This window comes from Maricaulis sp. B-26 (assembly GCF_056857855.1).
In genome coordinates this window covers 163,097-189,893 of the sequence record NZ_JBSXNX010000025.1, presented here as the reverse complement: position 1 = coordinate 189,893, position 26,797 = coordinate 163,097, and the positions used below count along the sequence as shown (strand labels likewise).

Sequence of the window (26,797 nt, the reverse complement as noted above, 5' to 3'; positions counted from 1 at the left end):
GACAGTCAGCGCTTTTGCTGCCTCTCCGAACCGATGGCCACCACCGGGCCCTGCTTTGGTCAGTCAGCAGAGACGGGCAGGCTCCGTACTCCCCACACCCCCGGCGAACCAGGCCGGGCCTCGAGCGGTGCGAGAACGGGGAAGAGTCTAAGCGAGGTTCTGAGGGTGGGGATAAGTCTCCGTTTTCCGCCCCAAACGCCGTCATCCTGACGAAGGTCAGGACCCAGATCGCAAAGCGGAATTCGGGACAGACGCGTTCAGATCGAACGGAAGCGCCAAGCGGGATAGAGGCGCCATGGTCGCTTCTACCCTGTCTTATGAGCTGGGTTCCGGCTTTCACCGGAATGACGGTCTTGAACCGCTGCACATGCTTCATCCCGGGCGCATCTCCCGCGCTGGTGGCGCGCAAGTCAGGGCCCTGGAATCCCGGTGCCGGCCGGGATAACAATCGGGCGCTTTCCCTCCGACCGCTCCTGCAGGCTGTGGAGGTTTATTGATGAGCAACGCGCGGAAACGAAAAAGGCCGCCCCGAAAGGAGCGGCCTTTTGTCATCCGGCGATGCGCCACCGGTCAGTTGGTGACCGTCGCCTGCATGGCTTCGTATTTGGCAACCAGCGCCTCGGCGTGATCGCGCTCTTCCTCGGTCTTGGCCGTGGCGACGTCTTCGCGTGCATCGGACAGGTCCTGGGCGAGCCGTTCGGCATCGATATCGGCGACGGCGATCGCTTCCTCGGCGAGGATGGTCAGGCCGGCCGGCGTCACTTCCGCGAAGCCGCCATGGATGAAGGTACGCTCTTCCGCACCGTCATTGATCACCGTGATGGCACCCGGGCGGATCACCGACATGAACGGTGCGTGCGCCGGCAGGACGCCGAAATCACCCTCTTCGCCCGGCACGACGACCTGGTCCACTTCACCTGCGAACAGGCGGCGTTCCGGAGAGACGAGATCGAACTGGAGTTTGTCAGCCATGCATATGCTCCTTCGGGCGTCGATTTAGCGCTTTCGTCCCCGCTTGAAAAGCCTTGTGCGCGGCTGATTCAGTATTGCCGCCGGAGGACTTGCCCCCGGCCTCCCGAATCGGTCGCATTTTACAACCAGGACTCGTGTCGGCCCCGGGATGAGCGTAGGGTGCGCCCGCGCACATGACCCGGATTTGATCCAGAACAGGGGAGAGGTCCCATGACGAGTCCCTTTCGAGTGAGTGTGTTCCTGTGTGCGGGTATCCTGATGAGTGCGCCATCTGTCGCCGCCCAGGAACCCCGTGAAACGAGCCGGACCGCGACGGTCCAGCGAGTCCAGCCCGCCCGCGCCCAGCTGCGCCGGGTCGAGGCCGAAACGCCGACGCTTGAAGAGGCGCTCGCCGACGCGGAGGTTCAGTCCGTCCTCGGCCGAGATGTCCGCAATGTGAACCTCGACCGCTATCGCGCACGTTTGCGGGCGAACCCGGTCGAGGCGACCGGCAGCGAGGATGACAGCGACCACCCCGTGCGTCCGAGGCGGCTGCTTCGCACGCAGCAGCTGGAGGCTCTGTCGCGCACGCCGCGGCGCGCCATTCTGCAACGCGCACCGAGCGAACCGGTTGCGCCCGGCGGTCCCGAGAATATCGCGTCGCAGCCGATCAGCCCCGGCGGTCTCCAGCCAGCGCCTGGCGGGGTGCAGGATCTCGCCGCTCCGCCAGAGCCCTATCTCGATGTCGGCGGTTTCGGGGACGACCTGCATGCTGCGCTGAGCGCGACGGTCAACGGTTACGCCATGCGGGCCCGGCAGAACGGGCAGACCATCTATACCCTGCAGTGGAACTGGGCCCAGCGGCCCGGGGATGCCAGTCTCGGCTGGAACCCGAACCGGCGCATGCATGTGGCCAGCATCTCGAAATTCATCACAGCCATGGCGCTTACCCGTCTGCTCGATGCAGAGGGGATCGATTTCGACGACCCGATCGCGCCCTACCTGCCCGACTATTGGCAGACCGGCCCGAACATCAACCAGATCCGCTTTTCCGACCTCATGAACCATCTCTCCGGCTTCGGGACCGGCGGGTCGGACGGCTCCTACGCGACGATCCGCAGCCAGGTGGCCGGCGGTGTCCCGGCCAACGAGATCGGCAACTGGAATACGGCCGACTACGAGAACATGAATTTCGCGCTCTGCCGGATCCTGATCGCGACGATCGGCGGCTATATCAATACCGGAACTGTCTTCCCGATCGCCAACAACCAGATCTGGGATGCGGTCACCATTTCAGCCTATGAGGACTATGTCCGGGACAATGTCTTCGCACCGGCCGGGATCAATCCCAACGGCCCCTCTCTCGACAAGCCGGGCGGCCCGGCGCGCGGCTATCAGTGGACCGGCGGCAGCGGCTGGAATTCCGGCGATCTGACCGGTCAGGCCGGTGGTGTCGCCTGGCATATCTCGATCAATGAATTGCTGGCAGTGGCGGGCGAGTTCCGACGCGGCGGCGGGATCGTGTCGCCGGCCCGTGCGCAGGAGATCCTGAATGCCTCTTACGGCCTGAACAGCCCGCTCAATGGCGAGTCCTCGGCGGACGGCCGCTTCTACTACAAGCCGGGCCGCTGGACGGCGGGCGACGGCCGCACCGAACAGGCGCTGCTGCTGCTCCTGCCGGACAATATCGAGATCGCGATCTTCGTGAACTCGCCGATCGGCCCCAACGGGACCAGCCTGCAGACGCTGGGCCGGACGCTCTATGTGAACAATATCGTCGAGCCCTGAGGCCAGGACTATCGCAGTCAGGCAAAGAAAAAGGGCCGCTCCTTCCGGGGCGGCCCTTTCTCAAATCGATGCGCCGTGCGCCTAGGCTGCTTCGGCAGCCAGCTTCTCGGCTTTCTTCACGGCATCCTCGATGGTGCCGACCATGTAGAAGGCGGCTTCCGGGAGGTGGTCGTATTCGCCGTCGCAGATGGCCTTGAAGCCCTTCACGGTGTCGGCGACCGGGACCTGGATGCCCGGGAAGCCGGTGAAGACCTCGGCCACGTCGAACGGCTGCGACAGGAAGCGCTCGACCTTACGGGCGCGGGCCACGGTGAGCTTGTCCTCTTCGGACAGTTCGTCCATGCCCAGGATCGCGATGATGTCCTGCAGCGCCTTGTAACGCTGGAGAATTTCCTGAACGCGGCGCGCCGTCGCGTAGTGCTCGTCGCCGACGATGCGCGGCTCGAGGATACGCGAGGTGGAGTCCAGCGGGTCCACGGCCGGGTAGATGCCCTTTTCCGAGATCGCACGGTTGAGAACCGTGGTCGCGTCGAGGTGGGCGAAGGTCGTGGCCGGGGCCGGGTCGGTCAGGTCGTCGGCCGGGACGTAGACGGCCTGCACGGACGTGATCGAACCCTTGTTCGTCGAGGTGATGCGCTCCTGCAGGGCACCCATGTCGGTGGCCAGGGTCGGCTGGTAACCCACGGCGGACGGGATGCGGCCCAGCAGGGCGGACACTTCGGCGCCGGCCTGGGTGAAGCGGAAGATATTGTCCACGAAGAAGAGGACGTCCTTGCCTTCCTCGTCGCGGAAATATTCCGCCTGGGCGAGACCGGACAGGGCGACGCGGGCACGGGCGCCCGGCGGCTCGTTCATCTGGCCGAAGACCAGGGCGCAACGGGAACCTTCCGCGGAACCGTCATGCTCTTTCGGGTCCTTGTTCACGCCGGACTCGATCATTTCCCAGTAGAGGTCGTTACCTTCACGGGTCCGCTCGCCGACACCGGCGAAGACCGAGTAACCGCCGAACAGCTTGGCGATATTGTTGATCAGTTCCTGGATGAGAACCGTCTTGCCGACGCCGGCGCCGCCGAACAGGCCGATCTTGCCGCCCTTGGCGTAGGGGCAGAGCAGGTCGACGACCTTGATGCCCGTCGGCAGGATTTCGGCTTCCGTGGCCTGCTCGTCGAAGGACGGGGCCGGACGGTGGATCGGCGCGCGCTGCGTGTGCGCCACATCGCCGTTCTCGTCGATCGGCTCGCCCGTGACGGACATGATACGGCCGAGCGTGCCCGGTCCGACCGGAACCGTGATCGGCGAACCGGTGTCGGACACTTCCTCGCCGCGCTGGAGGCCTTCCGTGGCATCCATGGCGATCGTGCGGACGGTGTTCTCGCCGAGGTGCTGGGCAACCTCGAGGACGAGCTTCTTGCCGTCATTGGTGGTTTCCAGGGCGTTGAGGATGTCCGGCAGACCGCCTTCGAATTCAACGTCCACAACAGCGCCCGTGATCTGGGCAATGCGGCCTTTAAGAGTGCTCATAGCGGGTCTTCCTCTCGCCTAGAGGGCCTCGGCGCCGGAGATGATTTCAGTCAACTCCGTGGTGATCTGCGCCTGACGCGTGCGGTTATAAACAAGGTTGAGTTTGTCGATGAGTTCGCCGGCATTGCGCGTGGCGTTGTCCATCGCGGCCATCTTGGAGCCCATCTCGCCGGCAACGTTTTCCAGCAGGGCGGACAGGATGATCGTGTCGGCATAGCGCGGCAGCAGGACGTTGAGAATGCTCTCCTCGTCCGGCTCCGCTTCGTAGACGGCGCCGGCCAGATCCGGGCGCTCGGCGCCCTCGTCGATGGCGTCGATCGCGGGGATCAGCACCTTGGCGCGCGGCTTCTGCGAGATCACGGAGACGAACTCCGAGGAAATCAGCTCGCAGACGTCGAACTCGTCATTGTCGAACATGTGACGCAGCTTCTCGCCGATCGCACTGGCGGTCGCGCCGGAGATCGTCTTCTCGCCGGACAGGTCGATCGCCTCGACGATCAGGCTGCCATAAAGGCGCTTGAGCTGGTCATTGCCCTTCTTGCCGACGCAGATCAGCTTGACGGCCTTGCCTTCGTGCTGGAGCGCGGTGATGCGCTCGCGCGCCTTCTTCACGATATTCGTGTTGAAGCCGCCGCACAGGCCCCGGTCCGCCGTCATGACGACGAGCAGATAGGTGTCCGACTTGCCGGTACCGACCAGGAGCGGCGACGCTCCCGGCGTGCCCGACATGGCGGTCGACAGATTGGCCATCACGGCCGCCATGCGCTCGGCATAGGGGCTCGCAGCTTCCGCGGCCTCCTGCGCACGGCGCAGTTTGGCAGCGGCGACCATCTGCATCGCCTTCGTGATCTTCTTGGTCGATTTGACCGAGTCGATCCGGTTCTTGAGGTCCTTAAGGCTTGCCATTCGGCTCTCCTCAGCGGTTGATCCCGATCAGGCTCACGCGAAGTGTTCGGTGAACTTGTCGAGAGCCGCCTTCAGCTTGCCTTCCGAGTCGTCGGACAGCTTCTTCTCGTCACGGATGGTGGCGAGAAGATCGGCATGTTCGGCATGGATGTGACGGAGCAGATCGGCTTCGTAGCGGCCCACATCGGACGTCGCCAGATTGTCGAGATAACCGCGCGTACCGGCATAGATCACGCAGACCTGCTCTTCCATGGCCAGCGGCGAGAATTGCGGCTGCTTGAGGAGCTCGGTCAGACGCTCGCCGCGCTGCAGCAGCTTCTGCGTCGCGGCGTCGAGATCGGAGCCGAACTGGGCGAAGGCCGCCATTTCGCGGTACTGGGCGAGTTCGCCCTTCATCTTGCCGGCAACCTGCTTCATCGCCTTCGTCTGGGCCGAGGAGCCCACGCGCGACACGGACAGGCCGACGTTCACGGCCGGGCGGATGCCCTGGTAGAACAGGTCGGTCTCCAGGAAGATCTGACCGTCGGTGATCGAGATCACATTGGTCGGAATGTAGGCCGACACGTCGTTCGCCTGGGTCTCGATGACCGGCAGGGCGGTCAGCGAGCCATTGCCATTGTCTTCATTGAGCTTGGCGGCGCGCTCGAGCAGGCGGGAGTGCAGGTAGAAGACGTCGCCCGGATAGGCTTCGCGGCCCGGCGGACGGCGCAGCAGCAGGGACATCTGGCGGTAGGCGACGGCCTGCTTGGACAGATCATCATAGACGATCAGGGCGTGCATGCCGTTGTCGCGGAAGTATTCGCCCATGGCGCAGGCCGTGAACGGCGCGAGGAACTGCATCGGAGCCGGGTCCGAGGCGGTCGCGGCGACGATGATGGTGTAGTCCATCGCACCGTTTTCCTCGAGCGTCTTCACGATCTGGGCGACGGTGGAGCGCTTCTGGCCGACGGCGACGTAGATGCAGTAGAGCTTGGCGCTCTCGTCATCGCCTTCGTTGATGGCTTTCTGGTTCAGGATCGTGTCGAGCGCGATCGCGGTCTTGCCGGTCTGGCGGTCGCCGATGATCAGCTCGCGCTGGCCGCGGCCGACCGGGATCATGGCGTCGATCGCCTTGATGCCCGTCGCCATCGGCTCGTGCACGGATTTACGCGGGATGATGCCCGGCGCCTTCACGTCGACGCGGCGGCGCTCGGCAACGTCCTTGAGCGGACCCTTGCCGTCGATCGGCTCGCCCAGACCGTCCACGACGCGGCCCAGCAGGCCCTTGCCCACGGAGGTGTCGACGATGGAGCCGAGACGCTTGACGGTGTCGCCTTCCTTGATGCCCCGGTCGTCGCCGAAGATCACGCAACCGACATTGTCGCGCTCGAGGTTCAGGGCCATGCCCTTGATGCCGCCCGGGAACTCGACGAGCTCGCCGGCCTTCACCTCGTCGAGGCCATAGACACGGGCGATACCGTCACCGACGGACAGCACGCTACCGACGTCCGAAACTTTCGCTTCGGCGCCGTAATTCTTGATCTGATCCTTCAGGATCGCAGAAATTTCTGCGGCACGGATGTCCATGGACCTAAGCCTCTTTCATCGCAGTCTTCATCCCGTCCAGCTTGGTGCGGAGGGAACTATCGAACATGCGGGAGCCGACCTTGACGATCAGCCCGCCCATCAATTCAGGCCGCACCTCGGTGCGGACCTCGATTTCGCGCCCGAAGGCACCCTTCAGCGAAGCCGCCAGGGCCTCGGTCTGTTTCTTGGTCAGCGCGGCGGCCGTGGCCACCTCCGCCGTCACCACGCCACGATCGGCGGCGGCCAGCGACGCATAGATGCGCGCCAGCGCACCCAGCTCGCCGGCGCGGCCATTGCGCGCCGCGACACCGAACGTATTGCCGGTCAGCTCGTTGAAACCCGCCTTCCCGGCCAGGGCGGTGAGAACACCCACCTTGACGTCGGCAGAATGCAGGGGCGAGGCAAGCACCTCGGCCAGTTCGGGGGACTCGTCGAGCATTGCACGGAAGGCCGAAAGGTCGGCCTCGACCGCGTCCGCAGCACCCGAGGTCTTTGCCAGCTCGAACAGGGCCGTCGCATAGCGTCCGGCCGCGTGGGCTGTCATGGCGTCTTCGCCGGTGTTCACCGTGACGTCACTCTCTGGTTGGACAAGCGCCCGTAAGTCATCAGGATTGATGCAAGCACTTATAATTCAACGATTTACGAAACTGGACATACCGTGTTGCACCGCACGCCCTTCAGGTTCGGCGCTGCGATAGCACAGGGGGAAGCAGGCAGCAAGCCGCTCTGACGCGCGGATTCAGCGCACGGACAGTGTTCGCCGTTCTCGTTTGACGAGGCGATGCGCCGCCCGTCCGGCAGCGCGGCATCCTCACCCGGCCGGCCCTTTCCGCTTACGCCCGCGCGCCACGATGTTCAGCACCTCCACGAAGAGCGAGAAGGCGATGGCGAAATAGAGATAGCCGCGCGGGATGTGGAAGCCGATCCCGTCGGCGATCAGGGCAACCCCGATCAGGAGCAGGAAGGAGAGCGCGAGCATCTTGGTCGTCGGGTGGCGCTCGATGAAGGCGGCCACGCTGGACGCCGCCCAGAGCATGATGCCCATGGCGATCGCGACCGCAGCGACCATGACCGGCAAATGGTCCGTCATACCGACCGCCGTGATGACGCTGTCGAGCGAGAAGACGATGTCGATCATGACGATCTGCATGACGACCACACCGAAAACGGCCGTCGCCCCGCCAGTCGCGTGCTCCGCCTCGCCCTCGACCGTATGGTGGATTTCCAGCGTGCCCTTGGCGAGCAGGAAAAGACCGCCCCCGGCCAGGATGATGTCGCGCCAGGAGACGTCGTGATCCGCAATGGTGAAGAGCGCGCTCTCCAGATGGGATATCCAGACCAGGCCGAACAGCATGACGACCCGGAAGAGCAGCGCCAGACCCAGCCCCAGCGTGCGCGCCTTCGCCCGCTCGTGCTCGGGCAGGCGGCTCGCCATCAGCGCCACGAAGATCACATTGTCGATCCCGAGCACGATTTCCAAAAAGGTCAGCGTGGCCAGCGACATGAAGACTTCGGGGGTGAGGAGCGCGTCGAGCATGGGAGGGTCCGGGTTTCTTTGCCTTGAAATTGTTACGGGTCACCTGCGCACACCACAACCGTCATCCTGACCAAAGTCTGGACCCAGACGGGCTGACGGACTGGGTTCCGGCTTTCGCCGGAATGACGGTGATTGGACGATCAGATGAAACTGTAGGGCTCCACATCGATCGAAACGCGGACCGAGGGGGGCGTCTTCACCCGGCTCGACCACGCACGCAGATAGGCGGAGATATCGACCGTCTTGTCGGCCCGCACGAGGATGCGGCGGCGGTGCCAGCCGCGCACCATGGCGCGGGGCGGTTCGGCAGGCCCCCAGATTTCCACGCCCTCGGTGACGGGCGCCGCCGCGGCATAATCGCCGGCGACGCGGTCGAGATTGGCCGGGTCCATACTCATGAAGCCGATGGCGGCCAGACGCCCGAAGGGCGGCAGGCCCAGCATTTCGCGGGCCATGAATTCCATTTCGAGGAAGGTCTCGCGATCGCCCGCGATCAGGGCCTGAATGGCGTCATGCTCGGGCTGGTGGGATTGCAGCAGGGCCCGGCCCGGTCGCTCGGCCCGGCCGGCCCGCCCTGCGACCTGGACCAGGGTCTGGAAGGTGCGCTCCCCGGCCCGCGGATCGCCCCCGGCCAGGCCCAGATCCGCATCGACCACGCCGACGAGGGTCAGGTTGGGGAAGTTGTGCCCCTTGGCCGCGATCTGGGTGCCGACGAGTATATCGATCTCGCCCTTTTCCATGCGCTCGACGATCTCGGCGCCGGACCGGCTGTCCGAGGAATAGATTTCCACCCGTGCCTGCGGGAAAAGCCGCTTGGCCTCCTCGGCGACGCGCTCGACGCCGGGACCGACGCTGGTCAGGCTGTCCACGGCCCCGCAGCCCGGACAGGCTTTCGGCTTGGGCATGGAAAACCCGGTGACATGGCAGACGAGCCGTCCGGTATATTTGTGCTCGACGAGATAGGACTGCGTATCCGGCGAAACCATGCGGTGGCCGCAGGCACGGCACAGGACGAGCGGCGCATAGCCCCGCCGGTTGAGATAGAGCAGGGTCTGCTCGCCGCGCTGAAAGGTTTCGCGTACGGCTTCGATCAGGGGCGGTGAGAGCCAGTGGCCGGTCTCCGCCGGCGTTTCGCGCAGGTCGATGGTTTCGATCTCCGGCAGGACGGCCGTCCCGGGCCGGGCCGCCAGCCGGACATGCACGTAGCGCCCGGCCTGCGCATTGGCGAGGCTTTCCAGCGAGGGCGTGGCCGAAGCGAGCACGACCATCGCACCTTCCAGCTTGGCCCTGACCACGGCAAGATCGCGCCCCTGATAGGGCAGGCCTTCGTCCTGCTTGTAGGTCGGGTCATGCTCCTCATCGACCACGATCAGGCGCAGATGCGGGAAGGGCAGGAAGAGCGCCGAGCGCGCGCCCACGACGATCCTGGCCCGGCCTTCCGCGACTTCACGCCAGGCGCGGCGGCGCGCCTTCGGTCCGGCGCCGGAATGCCAGAGGGCGGGCTCGACCCCGAAGCGGGCCCGGAAGCGCGACAGCACGGCTTCGGTCAGTGCGATCTCGGGCAGCATGATCAGGATCTGCGCGTTCGGATCCTGACGCAGGACTTCCGCTATGGCCTCGAAATAGACCTCGGTCTTGCCCGAGCCGGTGACACCGTCGAGCAGGGCAGCCTGGAAACCGCCTGCACGGACCAGTCTGCGCAACACCCCGCCGGCTTCCGCCTGCATGGCCGTCAGTTCGACCCCTTCGCCTTCCGGGTCCGGTTCCTCATAGGGCGGATCGGAGAGGCGGGTGATCTCGCGCAGCGCCCCGGCCTTCACCAGGCCTTTGACGACGGAACTGCTCGTTCCGGCTTCGCGCGCGATATCCGCCGCGCTCGCTTCCCCCAGCGCCTGGATCGCATCGAGTACGCGCTGGCGGGCATCGGTCATCCGGTCCGGCTCGCCATCCCCGGGGGCATAGACCGTCTCGGTCGGCGAGGGCTTCAGCGAATCCGGGCTGCGCAGGACAGAGCGCAGGACGATGCCGGGCAATTGCACGAGGTAGCGCGCGCACCAGTCGACGAATTCGCGCGTGCCTTCGGGCAGCGGCGCCCCGCCCAGTTTGCGCTCGAGCGGTTTGAGCTTTCGTGTCCCCGCTCCGTCCTTGATCGCCCAGACCACACCACGCGCGGAGCGCTTGCCCAGCGGCGCCAGGACGTGGTCGCCCGGCGTCAGCTCCATATCCTCGGGCACCCAATAGTCGAAGGCTTCCGGCAGGGGCAGCGGGAAGAGGATGGCGGCTCGCCGTGTGTATGTCGCGTCGGTGTCAGTCACGAGGCATATTGGTTGATGATTCGGAAAGGCATGGACAGCGACACTGGCCGCCAATCGGGAGGGATGATCAATGTCGGACAAGCAGGACCATTCAGGCGTCGGACAGGACGAACTGCAAGCCATTCGTGCGTTTCTTCTGGACCATCCCGACTTCATTCGCGAGGACGCAGAGCTGATGAGCGCGGTCGCCGGGCGCGGCGATGGCGGCGATGTCATCGATCTCGGCGCCGCGGCGCGCGAGAAACTCGTGGAAGAAATCCACCAGCTCAAGGCGCTCAACGAAGGCATCGTGGAAACCGCTCGCGCCAATCTCGCCACCCAGGCGCAGATCCATATGGCCGTGCTGGCGCTGCTCGAGGCGGATTCGCTCGCCGCGCTCGATCGCAAGATTTCCGGCCGGCTGACGGGTACGCTGGGCGTGGATGTGTGCCGCATCCTGATCGAGGGCCATGCCCCGTTACGCAAGAGCGAATCGATCATCGGCGCGGCCGAAGGCGTGGTGTCCGAAGTGCTCGGCGACAAGGTGGAACTGCTCGGCCCGGTCGATCCGGACGCCGCCCATGCCCTTTACGGGCAGCAGGGCGCGCGGGTGAAGTCCCAGGCTATCGTGCGCCTCGATTTCAACGGGCATGACGGGCTGATGGCCCTCGCGGCCCGCGACGGACACCTGTTCGAAAGCGGACAGGGAACCGAACTCCTCAACTTCCTCGCCCGCGCCATCGAGCGCATGATCGTGCAATGGCTGCACCGGAGCTGAGCCTCCCCGCCGATACGGCGCTGACCGCCTTCCTCGATCATCTGGCGGGCGAAAGACGGCTGAGTCCGAAAACGGTCGAAGCCTATGGCCGCGATCTGGGCGGTTTCGTCGAATTCATGGCGGGGCATCTGGCCTGCCGGCCTTCCCTTACCGACCTTGCCGGCCTGCGCGCCAGCGATTTCCGAGCCTGGATGGCAGACCGGCGCCGCGACGGGCTTTCGCCGCGCTCGCTGGCCCGGGCACTATCCGCCTTGCGCACCTTCTTCGCCTATGGACGCCGGCGGTGGGGGCTGGAGAATGCAGCGCTCACCCTCGTCGAAAGCCCGAAAGTCGGGCGCTCCAAACCGAAACCGGTCAGCGAGGACGCGGCTCGGGCTTTGCTGGCGGAAACGGCCGCCCGCGGCGGCAAGGACTGGGTCCAGGCCCGCGATGCGGCCGTGCTTCTCCTGCTCTATGGCTGCGGCCTGCGGATCTCCGAGGCCCTCGGCCTTATGGGCCGTGATCACCCGCTTTCAGATACCCTTCGCATCACCGGCAAGGGCAGCAAGACGCGGATCGTCCCCGCTCTGCCCGCCGTCCGCGACGCCGCGGCGCGCTATGTGGAACTTTGCCCCTTTGATCTCGAACCCGATCAGCCGCTCTTTCGCGGCGTTCGCGGCGGCGCCTTGGGTGCCCGGACCGTGCAGTCCCTGATGCAGGATTTGCGCAACCGGCTCGGGCTCGCGCCGAGCGCGACGCCGCATGCGCTGCGCCACGCCTTCGCGACGCATCTCCTCGCCCATGGCGGCGATTTGCGCGCCATCCAGGAATTGCTGGGGCATGCAAGCCTGTCGACGACGCAGGTCTATGCGGATGTTGAGACGACGCGAATGATGTCGGTCTACGACCAGGCTCACCCGCGCGCGCGCAGGCGGTAAGCCGGGCTCAGGCGGCCATGCGGCTGCGGTCGTGGGTCCATTCGATGACGTCCCGTCCCGCATCCTCGTCGAACTGCCGGCCGGCCTGCACGAAACCGGCCTTTTCGAGCACTCGGTGCGACGCATCGCGATCGTCAGGCGTGTGCGCGATGACCTGTTTCACGCGCGAATCGTCATAGGCCCAGCCAAGCAGGGCGAGTACGCCTTCCGTGGCCAGTCCCTGTTCGCGGTAGGAGGTCAGCATGGAATAGCCGATCTCGACGCAGCCGTTTTCGTCCGGCGCGCCCCTGAACCCGCCCGTGCCGAGCAGTCGGTTCATGACCGGGGAAATATAGACCCAGGTGTACCAGCCGGTGTCTCCGGGATGGACGGCCAGCGCGTCGCGCACCCAGCCCATCGTGGCTTCATCCATCAGTTCCGGCGGCCAGGCAGGCTCGGGCTCGACGCCCAGCTGCCGGAAGAAACCGGCCCGGTCGGAAAGCTGCGCCTCCGCCAGCGCCGCGTCGAGCGCAACCAGTCGCAAGCGCTGCGAATTGATGTCAGTCAGGTTCGACATCTGCGATCCGTCCATGTCCCCCAAAATACGCCGGCATCCGTCCCTCGGGCCCGGCGCACACAGCACCTATGCCTCAATCCGGCCGGCTTGTCCGCTCAAATTCGCGCGAACGCCCGCCAGCAGGTCGGGAGGCTAACCGCTTTGCGCGGCAGGTTTGCGACAGGCGCTGCAACCGGTCCGGTCAGGCCTGCATGGTCCAGCCTTCGACACCCATCGCGGCCTGGCGCACGGCCTCGGTCAGGGTGGGGTGAGGGTGGCAGGTTCGCGCAACGTCCTCCGACGCCGCCCGGAACTCCATCGCCACGCACAGCTCGCCGATCAACTCGCCGACATTGGCGCCGATCAGGTGCGCACCGAGGATTTCGTCGGTCTCGGCATCGGCCAGGATCTTCACGAAGCCGTCCGTGGCGTGATTGGTGCGGGCGCGGGAATTGGCCTGGAAGGGGAATTTGCCCTTCTTGTACTTGCGGCCCTGTTCCTTCAGCTCGTCCTCGGTCAGACCGACGGTGGCGATTTCCGGCGCGGTGTAGACGACGCCGGGAATGACGTCGTAATTCACATGGCCCGCCTTGCCGGCAATACGCTCGGCGCAGGCCGTGCCCTCGTCTTCCGCCTTGTGGGCCAGCATCGGGCCATGGGTGCAGTCGCCGACGACCCAGACATTCTCCGCCGAGGTGCGGAAATGATCGTTGGCGATAAAGCCGCGCTCGTCCGGCTCGATGCCGACATTTTCCAGCCCGAGACCCTGCGTATAGGGACGGCGGCCGATGCAGACCAGGACAGTGTCGGCCTCGACGGTTTGCGTCTCGCCGCCGGCGGCAGGCTCGAGCGAGACCGTGAGACGGTCGCCCTTTTCGACACCGGTGACCTTGGTGCCCAGGCGAAATTCCATGCCCTGTTTGGCGAAGGTGCGCTGGGCGGTCTTGGCGAGCTCGCTATCCATGCCCGGCAGGATGCGATCGAGATACTCGACAACGGTGACTTCGGCACCGAGACGGCGCCAGACCGAACCGAGCTCGAGGCCGATCACACCGGCGCCGATCAGGACGAGTTTCTGCGGCACGTCCTTGAGGCTCAGCGCGCCGGTCGAGGAGACGACGCGTTCCTCGTCGATCTCGACGCCCGGCAGCGGCGTCACTTCCGAGCCGGTGGCGATGACAATGTGTTTCGTGTCCAGCGTGGACGTTCCGTCCGCAGTCTCGACCTCGACCTTGCCGGCACCGGCGATGCGGCCGCGTCCGACGATGTAGTCGACATTATTCTTCTTGAAGAGAAATTCGATACCCTTGGTAAGGCCGTCGACGGCCTCGTCCTTCTGGGCGAGCATGGCTTCGAGATCGAGCTCCACCCCGCCGGTCTTGATGCCGATACCCGCGAACTCGGTCCGCGCTGCCTCGAAGAGTTCGGACGCGTGCAGCAGGGCCTTGGACGGGATGCAGCCGACATTCAGACAGGTCCCGCCGAGCGTACCGCGCATTTCCACGCAGGCCACCTTGAGGCCAAGCTGGCCGGCCCGGATGGCGCAGTTATAGCCGCCGGGACCGCCACCGATGATCACAACGTCGTAGCTATCGGACATATTCGCCTCTTGTCGGCCGTTCTGGGGAACAGGATTTGAGCCCTATATGCCTATCATTTTCCGCGAAGGTAAGGGGCGTTCTGCGTACGGCGGGCCTCCGCCATCACCACGACCATCAGGCCGAGAAAAATGGCGACGTCCACAATATTGAAAATCATGTCCACGACGCTCGCACGTCCGTCCAATGCGAGGTCGTAATTCGCAAACAGTCCCGCACTTACCCAGAGGCCGAGATCGACCAGCATGCTTGCCCCGTAAACCCAGACCGCAAGTCGCATGCTGCGCCAGACCAGGATTGCGGACAGCACATAGCCCGCGACGTATGACGTCCACAGGAGGAAGATGGCCGGCGAAGCGGCGAGAACCGCACCGGCGAAATAGCTGTCACCGGAAAGCGGCGTGTGCCAGTCGAAATGCACCGCCACGCCCGACAGCCAGACAAAGCAGGCCCAGCCGGCCCGCAGGCCCACCAGAACAGCCAGGAAGGTTTTTATCTTCGGCACAGCGCGACCTGACAAAACTCAAGTTGGAGAATAGCCCGATTGCGATACGAAACAATAATCAGGTTTCCTATTCGCGGGCGTAATGCCGCAAGGTCAGCCAGAGGACGGCGCCGAAAGCCACGCACCGCACGGCGAATTTCCCCCACCCCAGCACATCGCCCCAGCTGACCCCGTTGCGCGTGATGGCCTCATGGACGACATAATTGCCGATATCGAGCACGCTCAGCATCCAGTTCGCCTGGGTGACGATGAAAACCAGCGCGGCCAGGGGCAGAAGCCAGCGCGAGAACCGCCAGACCATGACCGCCAGGGCAAGTTCGGCGATCACGGCGAAGATGCGCAGGAGCACCGAGCTGAGCGAGGCCGCAGCAAGATCGGCGGCCACGACCGGATCGGTCCAGAGCACGGGTCCCCATCCTGCGCCATGCCCCCATCCGGCGATGAGGAAACGCAGCGTGTAGACAGCAAGCAGCAGATAGGCACTGCTCGCGATAATGCGGACGACCCGGTCCATACGCTTCCGGACACCTCACGGCTCAAGGCTGAAACACGCCAGTCGATACCATGAAGCCATCTGCTTCGCCACAAAGGCCGGGGCAGACATGGCTTTGGCGAAGGCCGGTTGCCTGCGGGGCAGCTCGCCGTGCTGGGCGAGAACGATTATGCAAACCGGCGTATTCCGCGCCCTGGCTTCAACTCGCTGGAGCGTCCCGGAAAGCCGTCTTGCGCGCGCGCCACATCCCGGCGGGCACCAGAACGAGGACGGCGATAATGGTCAGGTCGATCATGTTGAGCGTCCATTCGACCACATTGGCGCTACCGGAATAAGCACGATCCATGGCGGGCTGCTGGAACCAGATCAGGCTGAGGGTGAAGTCCATCGCGAAAGCGGCGACGTAGAAAACCAGTGCCAGGCGCGGATAAAGGAAAAGGCTGATCGCGGCACAGCAGTACAGGGCAACGAATCCACCCCAGACTTCGAAATACCAGCGCGGCATATGCAGCAGGGCCTGACCGAGATTTTCCTCGATCGCGATATAATTGCCGAAACCGAGAATATAGGCGAGCGTGCCCGAGAACAGGAGCAGCGCATAGAAGGCCCGTAATGCGACGACGCTCTTGAAGGCCCCGGACAGCAAGGATTTCAGAAACATGGACTCCCCCGATGCCGGGAGTGATAGCGCAGCCCGGCCCGGGCTTTATGCATAATCGTATTTGCCGGTCCAGCGAGCCGAACCGGAAATCGTGCGTAACAGGATATGAAAAAGGCGGCACCTCAAGGTGCCGCCTCGTCGTTTCGGGAGCGTCGAGACGCTCAGAGGTCGAACAGCATGCGCTGCGGATCCTCGAGGTTTTCCTTCACACGGACGAGGAAGGTCACGGCTTCCTTGCCGTCGACGATGCGGTGATCGTAGCTGAGCGCGAGATACATCATCGGCTTGATGACGACCTGTCCGTTCTCGGCGACCGGGCGCTCCTGGATCTTGTGCATGCCCAGAATGCCCGATTGCGGCGCATTGAGGATCGGCATGGACATGAGCGAGCCGTAAACCCCGCCATTGGAGAGGGTAAAGGTCGCCCCCTGCATCTCTTCGATGGTCAGCTTGCCGTCGCGGGCGCGTTTGCCGAGGCGGATGATGTCCTTCTCGATCTCGGCCAGGGACATCTGGTCGGCATCGCGAACGACCGGCACGACGAGACCGCGATCGGTCCCGACCGCGACGCCCATATCGTAGTAATTCTTGTAGATGATGTCCGTGCCGTCGATCTCGGCATTGACCGCCGGGACTTCCTTGAGCGCGTGGCAGACGGCCTTCACGAAGAAGCTCATGAAGCCCAGCTTGACCCCGTGCTTGGCGACGAAGGCCTCCTGATGCGCCTTGCGGGCAGACATGATGGCCGACATGTCGGCCTCGTTATAGGTCGTCAGGATCGCGGCCGAGTTCTGCGCGTCCTTGAGGCGCTTGGCGATAGTCTGGCGCAGACGCGTCATGCGGACGCGCTCCTCGCGCGGACCGGTGTCACGCGGCGCAGCCGGCGCGGAAGCTGCCGGCGCAGACGGCTTTGCGGACGGCGCCGCGGCCGGGGCAGCTGACTTTGCGGCTTCGGCGGCCTTCAGCGCGTCGCCCTTGGTGATGCGGCCATCCTTGCCCGTCCCCTCGATCGAGCCCGCATCGAGATTCTTTTCCTCGATCACGCGGGCGGCGGAGGGCATGGCGATCTTGTCGTCGCCACCGGAGCCCGACGTTTCCGCCTTCGGGGCATCGTCCTTTTTCGGCGAACCGGACGCACCTTCGGAAATGCGGGCGACAGCATCACCCGGCGCGACCGAGTCACCTTCCTCGACGAGCAGTTCGGAAACGACGCCTGCGACCGGAGACGGGACTTCGACGGCAACTTTGTCGGTCTCGATCTCGACCAGCGCCTGGTCGACCGAGACGGTATCGCCGGCCTTCACGAGCCAGGAGCCGATCGTGCCTTCGGTCACGCTTTCGCCCATCTGCGGAACTGTGGCATCGACCGTCTCGCCAGAGCCGCCGGCAGATGCAGTGTCGGAACCACCGTCCGAACCCTCATCGGAAGTCTCGTCCGCAGACGCCTCTTCGTCGTCGCCGGACCCGGAGGCCTCGTCCCCGGACGGGGCCTTGTCGGCCTTCGGCGGTGCGCCGGCACTGTCCTCGAGCGTCGCCAGCTTGGCGCCGATCTCGACGGTATCGCCTTCCTCGGCCACGATCTCGCCGATCACGCCATCGCTTTCGGCGCGAACCTCGACGGCGACCTTGTCGGTCTCCAGCTCCACCAGGACGTCATCCCTGGAGACGGCGTCGCCGGCCTTGACCATCCAGTTGCCCACGGTGGCTTCGGTCACGGACTCGCCGAGCTGCGGCACGGTGATATCGGTCATGACAGTCTCTTTCCTCTGCTGGGTCGGCCCGATCAGGACAGGGCTTCGTCGACCAGGGCATCCTGTTGTTGCTTGTGCTTGGCGGCGATACCGGTCGCCGTCGACGCGGTCGGCACGCGTCCGACATAGCGCGGGCGTTCGGCCTTCACCTCGATCTTGCCGAGCACGTATTCGATATTGGGCTCGACGAAGGTCCAGTAGCCCATATTGCGGGGTTCTTCCTGGCACCAGACGATCTCGGCGTTCGGGAAACGCGCGAGCTCGGCCATCAGCGCCTTGTAGGGGAAGGGATAGAGCTGCTCGACACGCATAAGGTAGACATCGTCGACCTCGCGCTTCTCGCGCTCCTCGAGCAGGTCGTAATAGACCTTGCCCGTGCACAGCACGACGCGGCGGATCTTGTCGTCGTCCTGGAGCTTGGCGGAAGTCTGGCGGATCTCGCCTTCCGGCCGCGTGGCATCGGCATCGTCCCACAGGACGCGGTGGAAGGAGGAGCCGGGGCCCATCGCGGCGAGCGTGGAGACGCAGCGCTTGTGACGCAGCAGGCTCTTCGGCGTCATGATCACGAGCGGCGTCCGGAAATTCCGGTGAATCTGGCGGCGCAGGATGTGGAAGTAATTGGCCGGCGTCGAACAGTTCGCCACCTGCATATTGTCTTCCGCGCACAGCTGGAGGAAACGCTCCGGTCGCGCCGAGGAGTGTTCCGGACCCTGGCCCTCATAGCCGTGCGGCAGGAGCATGGTCAGGCCGGACATGCGCAGCCATTTGCGCTCACCGGACGAAATGAACTGGTCGATGATGACCTGGGCGCCATTGGTGAAGTCGCCGAACTGGGCTTCCCACATCACCAGCGTGTTCGGGGCCGAGAGCGAATAGCCGTATTCGAAGCCGAGCACGGCCTCCTCGGAGAGCATGGAGTCGATGACTTCATACTTCTTCTGATCGGGAGAGAGATTGTTGAGCGGCGTATAACGCTCGGCCGTCTCCTGATCGATGATGTGCGAATGGCGCTGCGAGAAGGTGCCGCGGCCGCAATCCTGGCCGGACAGGCGAACGGGAAAGCCCTCGGTGAGCAGCGTGCCGAATGCGAGATGCTCGGCCGTGGCCCAGTCGATGCCCTCGCCCTTCTCGATGGCATCGCGGCGCCCCTTGAGGACGCGTGCCAGCGTGCGGTGGACATTGATGCCCTCCGGCACTTCGGTCATGGCCGTACCGACTTCGCGCAGGCGCTCCAGTGTCGCCGAGGTTTCGCCACGGCGCTCATCGTCTTCGGCAAGGCCGAGGCCGGACCAGCGACCGTCCAGCCAGTCCGCTTTTTTGGGTTCGAAATTCTTGCCGTCCTCGAATTCCTTGTCGAGGAACTGGTCGAACTCGTTCTCGATCGCCTCGACTTCGGCCGCCGAAACGACGCCCTCGGAAACCAGCCGTTCCTGGTATTTCTTACGGACCGGCGGCATGTCCTTGATGATGCGGTACATGATCGGCTGGGTGAAGGTCGGATCGTCGCCTTCATTATGGCCGTAGCGGCGATAGCAGATCATGTCGATGACCACGTCCTTGCCGAAGAGCTGACGGTATTCCGTCGCAATCCGGGTGGCATGTGTGACCGCCTCCGGGTCGTCGCCGTTCACGTGGAAGATCGGGGCCTGGACCATCAGCGCCACATCCGACGGATAGGGGCTGGACCGGCTGTCCTTCGGGTCGGTCGTGAAACCGATCTGGTTGTTCACGATGAAGTGGATGGCGCCGCCGGTGCGGTGACCGCGAAGGCCCGACAGGCCGAAACACTCGGCGACCATGCCCTGACCGGCGAAGGCGGCGTCGCCGTGCAGCAGCAGCGGCAGCACGCTCGAACGCGGCGCACCCGGCTGACGGCGGCAATTTTCTTCCTGCTTGGCGCGCGCCTTGCCCAGCACGACCGGATCGACCGCTTCGAGGTGGGACGGGTTGGCGGTGAGCGAAAGATGCACGCTATTGCCGTCGAACGCGCGGTCCGAGGAGGCGCCGAGATGGTATTTCACGTCGCCGGAACCGAACTCGTCCTCGCCCTGGGTGTTGCCGCCCTGGAATTCGTGGAAGATCTGGTGGTACGGCTTGCCCATCACCGCAGCGAGCACGTTGAGACGCCCGCGGTGCGGCATGCCGATGATGATGTCATCGACGCCCATCGAGCCGCCGCGCTTGATGATCTGCTCGAGCGCCGGAACCATGGCTTCGCCGCCGTCGACGCCGAAGCGCTTGGTGCCGGGATAGCGCTTGTGGAGGAATTGCTCGAAGCGCTCGGTCTCGATCAGCTTGGACAGGATCGCCTTCTTGCCTTCCGGCGTGAAGGAGATGTCCTTGTCCGGTCCCTCGAAGCGCTCCTGCAGCCAGGCTTTCTCCTCGGGGTTGGAGATATGCATGAATTCGACGCCGACCGGGCCGCAATAGGTGCGCTTGAGAATGTCGAGCATCTGGCGCGGCGTCGCGGTTTCGAGGCCGAGATAGCCATCGATGAAGACCTCCTCGTCCAGCGCAGCACCGGTAAAGCCGTAGGTCGCCGGGTCCAGCTCGGCCTGGTAGCCGAAATCGGTCAGCCCCAGCGGATCGAGATCCGCAGCGAGATGACCGCGCATGCGGTAGGCTCGGATCATCATGATGGCGCGGATCGAGGCCTGGGTCGCCGCGCGCACATCCTCGGCGCTGGCCGCCGGAGCGGTCGCCGCCATATGGCCGGCCACCTTGTCGACCATGGCCGCTTCATCCGGTCCGATATCGCCGAGCGCCGACACCATCTCGCCATTGGCCGGGCGCGGCCAGTCGCTGCGCTTCCAGCCCGGACCGCGCGCCGCATGGCTCGCATCGCCCGGCGCATCGCCCATGGCGTCGAAGAAGGCCTTCCAGCTGGCCGGGACGGAAGCCGGGTCCTTGGCATAGGCAGCGGCCATCTGCTCGAGATAGACGGCGTTCGCGCCCTGCAGGAAGGACGTGTCCAGGAAAGACTGGTTTTCGGGAGATCGGCTTTGGTCAGACATTTGGGGGGAGGACCTGAGTCAGGAGTGTGTCTGGAGGTTCGCTATACCAGGACGGGTTAAGCAATCATCTAGGCCCAATGTCCACGGAACAGAACCGTTGCGCACCGGTCTGCTGCCAAGATGGTGACAGTCGGCCCGGTCAGTCGCGGAACCGGATCGCGAAGATCAGTCCGAATGCGACCAGATCGACGCAGATGAAAATCAGACCGTCCACCGATCCGTCATAGACGAGATTGGACGACTGGAGCACCCACTGCCAGAGGCCTGTAATGATGACACCGGTCTGGAGCCAGAGGGACCAGGGCACGCCCCTGACGACCGCAATGATCGCACTCGCCTTCAACGCGCCCTGGCTCAGGAAGAGCGTTTCGTCCAGCCAGCTCAGGGAGGCGATGAGGTCGGCGCCGGAGAAACCGAGCACCCAGTCCGGCCACAGACCCGCACGCGCCAGCACGTCCATCACGGCCCAGAACCCGAAATAGCACAGGCTTGCCGTCATCAGACCAAGGGCCGCGTACTCTGCCCAGCCTCGTTTCGCAGCTGTCCTGCTCACTCTGGCCTCGTCGCTGACTGGCGCCGGTCGGAACTCGCTTCCGGACGCATAGGCATATGCAACCAGAAGGTTTCCGTTCATGCAAACAAAACCGCGCCCCGGAAACCCGGAGCGCGGTCTGTGTCTTCGGTGCTGTGAGGCGCGTCTAGCCCTTCAGCAGTTCCGCCAGCGTGGTGCCGAGACGGGCCGGGCTCGGAGAGACCTTGATGCCGGCCGCTTCCATGGCCGCGATCTTGTCTTCCGCACCGCCCTTGCCGCCGGAGACGATGGCGCCGGCATGGCCCATCGTGCGGCCCGGAGGCGCCGTGCGGCCGGCGATGAAGCCGACGGTCGGCTTGGAGCGGCCCTTCTTCGCTTCATCGGCGAGGAATTGCGCGGCGTCTTCTTCGGCCGAGCCGCCGATCTCGCCGATCATGATGATCGACTCGGTCTCGTCGTCGGCGAGGAATTTCTCCAGCACGTCGATGAATTCGGTGCCCTTGACCGGGTCGCCGCCGATACCGACGGCCGTCGTCTGGCCGAGGCCGACCTGGGAGGTCTGGAAGACCGCTTCATAGGTCAGCGTGCCCGAACGCGAGACGACGCCCACCGAGCCCTTCTTGAAGATGGAGCCCGGCATGATGCCGATCTTGCATTCTTCCGGCGTCAGGATGCCCGGGCAGTTCGGGCCGAGCAGCATGGAGCTGGACTTGTCCAGCTTGGCCTTGACCTTGACCATATCCATCACCGGGATGCCCTCGGTGATGCAGACGATGAAAGGGATCTCGGCATCGATCGCCTCGATGATGGCCGCACCGGCACCGGCCGGCGGGACATAGATCACGGAGGCGTCGGCGCCCGTACGGTCCTTCGCTTCGGCGACGGACGCATAGATCGGCAGTTCGGCCGCGCCCTCCAGACCGGAGGACCAGGTCTCGCCGCCCTTTTTCGGATGCACGCCGGCGACCATCTTGGTGCCGTAATATTCCAGCGCCTGTTCGGTGTGGAAGGTGCCCGTCTTGCCGGTCAGGCCCTGGACGATGACCTTGGTGTTCTTATCGACGATGATCGACATTATTCGGCCTCCTTCACGGCGGCGACAATCTTCTGGGCGGCATCGTCGAGATCGTCCGCGGCGATCACGTTCAGCCCGCTTTCATTGATGATCGACTTGCCCTTCTCGACATTCGTGCCTTCCAGGCGAACGACGAGCGGGACTTGCAGGCCGACGTCCTTGACCGCGGCGACCACGCCCTCGGCGATGATGTCGCAGCGCATGATGCCGCCGAAAATGTTGACCAGAATGCCTTTGACGTTGGGATCGGCGGTGATGATCTTGAAGGCCGCCGTGACCTTTTCCTTGGTCGCGCCGCCGCCGACATCGAGGAAGTTCGCCGGCTCGGCGCCGTAGAGCTTGATGATGTCCATGGTCGCCATGGCCAGGCCCGCGCCGTTGACCATGCAGCCGATATTGCCGTCGAGGGCGACATAGGCGAGATCGTGCTTGGAGGCCTCGATTTCCTTGGCGTCTTCCTCGGTGGTGTCGCGCAGTTCCATGATGTCCGCATGACGGAAGAGCGCATTGCCGTCGAAGGAGACCTTGGCGTCGAGCACCCGGACGTGACCGTTCTCCATCACGATGAGCGGGTTGATCTCGAGCAGGGACATGTCCTTCTCGGTGAAGGCGGTATAGAGGATCTTGGCCAGACCCAGCATGTCTTCGCGCGCCGCGCCATCGAGCTTCAGCGCATCGGCGATCCTGCCGGCATCGGCGTCGGTGACGCCGGTTTCCGGGTCGATATCGATGGTCTGGATCTTGTCCGGGGTGTCCTCGGCCACCTGTTCGATGTCCATGCCGCCCTCGGTGGAGACGACGAAGGCGACCTTGCCGGTTTCGCGGTTCACCAGCAGCGAGCAGTAGAGCTCGGTCGCGATGTCGGCGCCGTCTTCGATGTAGAGGCGGTTGACTTGCTTGCCCTCGGGGCCGGTCTGGTGCGTGACCAGGGTATTGCCGAGCATTTCCCTGGCATTGGCGACGACGTCGTCCTTGGAAAAGGCGAGGCGAACGCCGCCCTTGGCGTCCGGGCCGAGTTCCTTGAACTTGCCCTTGCCGCGTCCGCCGGCATGAATCTGCGACTTCACCACCCAGAGCGGTCCGGGCAGCTTGTCGGCCGCGGCAGCGGCTTCGTCGGCGGAAAAAATGGCAATTCCGTCGGCGACGGGCGCGCCGAAGGATTTCAGGACGGCTTTCGCCTGATGTTCGTGAATATTCATATGAGGGGCCTCGCGGGAGGATAAAAAGCGAATGTATGGCCAGATGGGACCCGCCTTATAACACCGGGCAGGCCAAGCGCAACGCCGTCGCAGACAGGCTGTTCAGTTAGATTTCCACGACGTCCCGGTCATGGTCGTGATCATGATCGTCGTCGGCCTGGGTGCGGCCCGCGGCGATGTCCGCGACGGACAAGGGACGCGACGGAGCCGGCAGGGGCGTCTCCCGTGAAATCAGCGGGCCGCTGAAATAGCGAACTCCGGTCGCCATCGCCGCCTGCAGCGAGTCGAGGCTCTCCAGTCCGGTCAGATAGGTCTCCGCTCCGAGCCGCTGAGCCGCATGGACCCAGATATTGCACCGTTCCAGCGCAGCGGCGCTGGGTTCGTCCGCACGCATGTCGGCGGGCAGGTCCGCGCCGAAACTGCCGATCCCGCAGCCTTCGAAATTCTGCAGGTCGCGCTGACCCATGGGTTCGGGCAGATGCGCCATCACATAGGCGCCGAAATGCTTCATCGAGCGGAAGACTTCCTGCATTTGCCCCAGCGGGGCACCGCGCGGAATGTCGTCGACGCGCAGGTAGAAATACTGACGCATCGCCTCGGGGATGTTCTGCAGGACGGCGAAATAGCCCATGCGCTGCGATACCGAAGCGACGGTGTCGTAATGCACCGGCACCACGATCGAGCAGGGCGTGCCCTGGGCATAGAGCCGCTGGAAGCCCCGCTGGGCAGCCAGCGCGACGGAACGGTCGAGCGCCCTGTGCTGCTTGCGGTCGTCTGCTCCCATGAGCGTGTCGCGATCGTAATAGGCCACGCCTTTCACTACGCGCCGCGGCACGCACATATTGTGGACCAGCGATTGCTGGCGCGCATCCCAGGCGGGGATGAAGACGATATCGTCCCAGACGCCCGCATCCTCCTTGTATTCTGCTTCGGGCAGGACGGGAGCGGTGCGCGCGGACAGCTTTTCCCGCGGCGGAGCCGCCTCCCAGTGCGGATCGTCCCGGTCGAGACGCTCTTCCTGGGGCGTCTCCTTCCAGACGGGCATGTCGCCGGTCTGGGACTTGGCAACGATCTCCAGCATCTCGGCCGTCGTCACCGAGCGGGACCGTCCCAGCACGCGCAATTCCTTCAGGAAGCGCTCGCCGAGGAAGAAGCGGTTCAGCTCTGCGGCGATCTGCCCCACCACGACTTCCGCCGCCTCGGCATCCATCGACTGGAAAATGATCAGGAAACCGCCGCGCACCCGGATCACGACGTCCGCAGCCGTCAGGCGCTTTTCGATGAAGTGCTGGCCGACATCATAGACCTTGTCGCGCAGCTTCTCCCATTGCGGGCCCGCCTCCTCGCGTACCCGCTCCAGGTTCACGAACTGGAACTGGCCCATATCCACGGACGTACGGCCAGCCAGGACGTTTTTCAGCTTCAGTTTCAGCTCGGGCGGCATACGCAGCAGGGCCCTTCCGACAAGTCACGTGCTTGAAGGTCCCTAGAATGCCGTCCATGTCTTGCAGAAGCGTAAGCGGTCAGGCTGCCCTTTTAAGGATTTGCTCCGCACTCATCGGGATCAGCGGTACGGGCAAGGCCGTTTCCGGCCCGATCATGCGACCCGATACGGCCTGATACCCTGAAGCAAGCGCGGCATTGAATTCTGCCGGACCTGACACGCCTGTGAGGAATGCACCGGCATTCAACCGTGCCGCACCATCGACCTGGGCCATCATGGCGCGAACATGCGTTTCGTTCAGCCCGCCGGCCAAATCCCTGCTGCTTAAAGTGGATCCGAACAGAGCCACGCCACAATTCGCGAAGGCGCTGAAATCGCAAACGCCGAACGGCACGCAACACAACACATTCGATCCGAAACACATCATGGAGCGGAACAATTCCTCCATCTGGCCGAGCGGCGCCCCCGGCGGGACATTGTCCACTCGCAGATAGAAATATTTCCTGAGCTTCTGGGGCACGCCCTGGAGGATCGAGAAATAGGCAACCCGGTCCGTAACACCGATAATGGTGTCGTAATGGACCGCGATCGCGATCGCGGTCTTCTTGCCGTCTGCGTAGGCTTGCTGGAAGCCACGCTGTGCAGCGATGGCAACGGCCTGATCCAGTCGCCGGTGCGACTCCGCATCCGTTCTGCCCAGCAATGTGTCACGCCCGTAGAGAACCTGTCCGTTCCTCACACGGCGAGCCAGACAGAAATTCGTTGTTATGTATTGATATTTCGCATCCCAGCAGGGAGCGAAAATGATGTCGTCCCAAATGTTCTCATCTTCGACGAACCGCGCGCGCGGGAGCTGCCGGCGTATCTGCTCGTCTGCGTCCACCGCCCCGGAAGACGGCGAATTCTCCGATGCGGCACTTTCTCCGCAACCGGCCGCTCGCGTAGCCTCTTCGGCAGAAGGGGCGGTTTGACCGAAGCCCTTGTCGTTCGCCTTGCTGCCAGCCTCTTGCGCCTTCCAGCGCGCTTCGCGATGGCGCGCCTTTCCGTCATGGCCCTGTTCCATTGTGGGCGGCCGTGCGGCCTGCTCCGCACCCTCCGCCCTGGCCCAGCGGGCTTCCCGATAGCCGGCCGCTTCGTCACGGCCCTGTTCGACGACCGCCGCTTGCGTCTCGATACCGCCCGCATCCAGCGGCCGCCATTCACCCTCTCGCCTCAGCGCATCCTCGACGACACTTGCCGCTTCCGGGGTTTCGCGACCGTTCTGATCTTCTCCGAGCCTCGCAGAAACATGTGCCGTCTTGGCAATGAATTCGGTGAGATCCGCCGCGTCAACCGCATGAACTCCGGCCCGCATTTCGAGCGATCTGAGAATCCGGTCACCGAGAAAGAACAGATTGAGCGCCTGGGATATTTCGTCCACGCGATCGGCTGAAGACTGCCCGTCCTGATCGGCCAGCACGACAATGAAGCCGCCCCGGCAGGGCAATAACACATCGCCATCGCTCAAACGTTTTTCGATGAAGTTCTGCGAGACCTGATAAATTTTCTTGCGGATCCGGGTCCACTGGTCACCGGCTTCCGCCTTGACCATGTCGAGCTTGATCCACTGAAACTCGCCGATGTCGATCGAGTCCCGACCAGCGAGCGCTTCTTTCAGGCGCTTGACCAGTTCCTGACTGACCATACTCCGTCATCCTTCAAATCGCGGACTCGGACACTAGCTCCCAGATAT

At 64.3% G+C, this 26,797-nt stretch carries 22 protein-coding genes; 3 read left to right on the top strand and 19 right to left on the bottom strand.

Annotated features, from left to right (window positions below):
- Window positions 1–570: 570 nt before the first annotated feature.
- Complete coding sequence (locus AC13HB_RS12350; protein WP_482950070.1) at window positions 571–972, bottom strand: F0F1 ATP synthase subunit epsilon; 402 nt, start codon at window positions 970–972, stop codon at window positions 571–573.
- A gap of 258 nt (window positions 973–1,230) precedes the next feature.
- Here AC13HB_RS12350 and AC13HB_RS12345 point away from each other — a divergent pair, with 258 nt between their 5' ends.
- Complete coding sequence (locus AC13HB_RS12345) at window positions 1,231–2,739, top strand: serine hydrolase domain-containing protein (RefSeq protein ID WP_482950069.1); 1,509 nt, start codon at window positions 1,231–1,233, stop codon at window positions 2,737–2,739.
- Between the two features lie 81 nt (window positions 2,740–2,820).
- Here the strand turns inward: AC13HB_RS12345 and atpD are convergent, their stop codons facing one another.
- The 6 genes from atpD to AC13HB_RS12315 form a co-directional block, all read right to left on the bottom strand.
- Window positions 2,821–4,260, bottom strand: coding sequence for a F0F1 ATP synthase subunit beta (atpD, locus tag AC13HB_RS12340; RefSeq protein ID WP_482950068.1), 1,440 nt, complete (start codon window positions 4,258–4,260; stop codon window positions 2,821–2,823).
- Between the two features lie 18 nt (window positions 4,261–4,278).
- A complete protein-coding gene (locus AC13HB_RS12335) occupies window positions 4,279–5,166 on the bottom strand; it encodes a F0F1 ATP synthase subunit gamma (protein ID WP_482950067.1) in 888 nt (295 codons plus the stop codon).
- A 33-nt stretch (window positions 5,167–5,199) separates the two neighbouring features.
- Complete coding sequence (atpA, locus tag AC13HB_RS12330; RefSeq protein WP_482950066.1) at window positions 5,200–6,732, bottom strand: F0F1 ATP synthase subunit alpha; 1,533 nt, start codon at window positions 6,730–6,732, stop codon at window positions 5,200–5,202.
- Between the two features lie 4 nt (window positions 6,733–6,736).
- On the bottom strand, window positions 6,737–7,276 hold the full coding sequence (locus AC13HB_RS12325; protein WP_482950065.1) for a F0F1 ATP synthase subunit delta: 540 nt from the start codon (window positions 7,274–7,276) through the stop codon (window positions 6,737–6,739).
- Between the two features lie 267 nt (window positions 7,277–7,543).
- Window positions 7,544–8,269, bottom strand: coding sequence for a TerC family protein (locus tag AC13HB_RS12320; RefSeq protein ID WP_482950064.1), 726 nt, complete (start codon window positions 8,267–8,269; stop codon window positions 7,544–7,546).
- 140 nt (window positions 8,270–8,409) lie between these two features.
- On the bottom strand, window positions 8,410–10,584 hold the full coding sequence (locus AC13HB_RS12315) for a primosomal protein N' (protein ID WP_482950063.1): 2,175 nt from the start codon (window positions 10,582–10,584) through the stop codon (window positions 8,410–8,412).
- A 70-nt stretch (window positions 10,585–10,654) separates the two neighbouring features.
- On the opposite strand from AC13HB_RS12315, the gene AC13HB_RS12310 reads away from it, so the two are divergent.
- Window positions 10,655–11,341 (top strand): DUF484 family protein, encoded by a 687-nt coding sequence (locus AC13HB_RS12310; protein WP_482950062.1) that lies wholly within the window; start codon window positions 10,655–10,657, stop codon window positions 11,339–11,341.
- Window positions 11,323–12,258 (top strand): tyrosine recombinase XerC, encoded by a 936-nt coding sequence (locus AC13HB_RS12305; protein WP_482950061.1) that lies wholly within the window; start codon window positions 11,323–11,325, stop codon window positions 12,256–12,258. Before AC13HB_RS12310 ends, AC13HB_RS12305 begins: the two co-directional genes overlap by 19 nt.
- Window positions 12,259–12,265: 7 nt before the next feature.
- Here the strand turns inward: AC13HB_RS12305 and AC13HB_RS12300 are convergent, their stop codons facing one another.
- The 12 genes from AC13HB_RS12300 to AC13HB_RS12245 form a co-directional block, all read right to left on the bottom strand.
- Window positions 12,266–12,814 carry a GNAT family N-acetyltransferase gene (locus AC13HB_RS12300; protein ID WP_482950060.1) on the bottom strand — a complete coding sequence of 183 codons (549 nt, stop codon included), beginning with the start codon at window positions 12,812–12,814 and terminating at the stop codon, window positions 12,266–12,268.
- A 181-nt stretch (window positions 12,815–12,995) separates the two neighbouring features.
- A complete protein-coding gene (gene lpdA / locus AC13HB_RS12295) occupies window positions 12,996–14,393 on the bottom strand; it encodes a dihydrolipoyl dehydrogenase (RefSeq protein WP_482950059.1) in 1,398 nt (465 codons plus the stop codon).
- Window positions 14,394–14,446: 53 nt separating this feature from the next.
- Window positions 14,447–14,896, bottom strand: a complete 450-nt coding sequence (locus AC13HB_RS12290; protein ID WP_482950058.1) for a hypothetical protein — start codon at window positions 14,894–14,896, stop codon at window positions 14,447–14,449.
- Window positions 14,897–14,963: 67 nt separating this feature from the next.
- A complete protein-coding gene (locus AC13HB_RS12285) occupies window positions 14,964–15,410 on the bottom strand; it encodes a hypothetical protein (RefSeq protein WP_482950057.1) in 447 nt (148 codons plus the stop codon).
- A gap of 178 nt (window positions 15,411–15,588) precedes the next feature.
- Window positions 15,589–16,050, bottom strand: coding sequence for a hypothetical protein (locus AC13HB_RS12280; RefSeq protein WP_482950056.1), 462 nt, complete (start codon window positions 16,048–16,050; stop codon window positions 15,589–15,591).
- Window positions 16,051–16,211: 161 nt separating this feature from the next.
- Entirely contained in the window at window positions 16,212–17,801 is a 1,590-nt protein-coding gene (gene odhB / locus AC13HB_RS12275; RefSeq protein ID WP_482950055.1) for a 2-oxoglutarate dehydrogenase complex dihydrolipoyllysine-residue succinyltransferase, read from the bottom strand.
- 32 nt (window positions 17,802–17,833) lie between these two features.
- Window positions 17,834–20,815 (bottom strand): 2-oxoglutarate dehydrogenase E1 component, encoded by a 2,982-nt coding sequence (locus AC13HB_RS12270; RefSeq protein ID WP_482950054.1) that lies wholly within the window; start codon window positions 20,813–20,815, stop codon window positions 17,834–17,836.
- 139 nt (window positions 20,816–20,954) lie between these two features.
- A complete protein-coding gene (locus AC13HB_RS12265; RefSeq protein WP_482950053.1) occupies window positions 20,955–21,368 on the bottom strand; it encodes a hypothetical protein in 414 nt (137 codons plus the stop codon).
- A 145-nt stretch (window positions 21,369–21,513) separates the two neighbouring features.
- Complete coding sequence (gene sucD, locus AC13HB_RS12260) at window positions 21,514–22,422, bottom strand: succinate--CoA ligase subunit alpha (protein ID WP_482950052.1); 909 nt, start codon at window positions 22,420–22,422, stop codon at window positions 21,514–21,516.
- Window positions 22,422–23,621: an ADP-forming succinate--CoA ligase subunit beta gene (gene sucC / locus AC13HB_RS12255; RefSeq protein ID WP_482950051.1), complete on the bottom strand. Its 1,200-nt coding sequence runs from the start codon at window positions 23,619–23,621 to the stop codon at window positions 22,422–22,424. The genes sucD and sucC overlap by 1 nt, the downstream gene beginning before the upstream one ends.
- A 106-nt stretch (window positions 23,622–23,727) precedes the next feature.
- A complete protein-coding gene (locus tag AC13HB_RS12250) occupies window positions 23,728–25,065 on the bottom strand; it encodes a hypothetical protein (protein ID WP_482950050.1) in 1,338 nt (445 codons plus the stop codon).
- Window positions 25,066–25,144: 79 nt separating this feature from the next.
- Window positions 25,145–26,749 carry a hypothetical protein gene (locus AC13HB_RS12245; protein WP_482950049.1) on the bottom strand — a complete coding sequence of 535 codons (1,605 nt, stop codon included), beginning with the start codon at window positions 26,747–26,749 and terminating at the stop codon, window positions 25,145–25,147.
- Window positions 26,750–26,797: the final 48 nt, after the last annotated feature.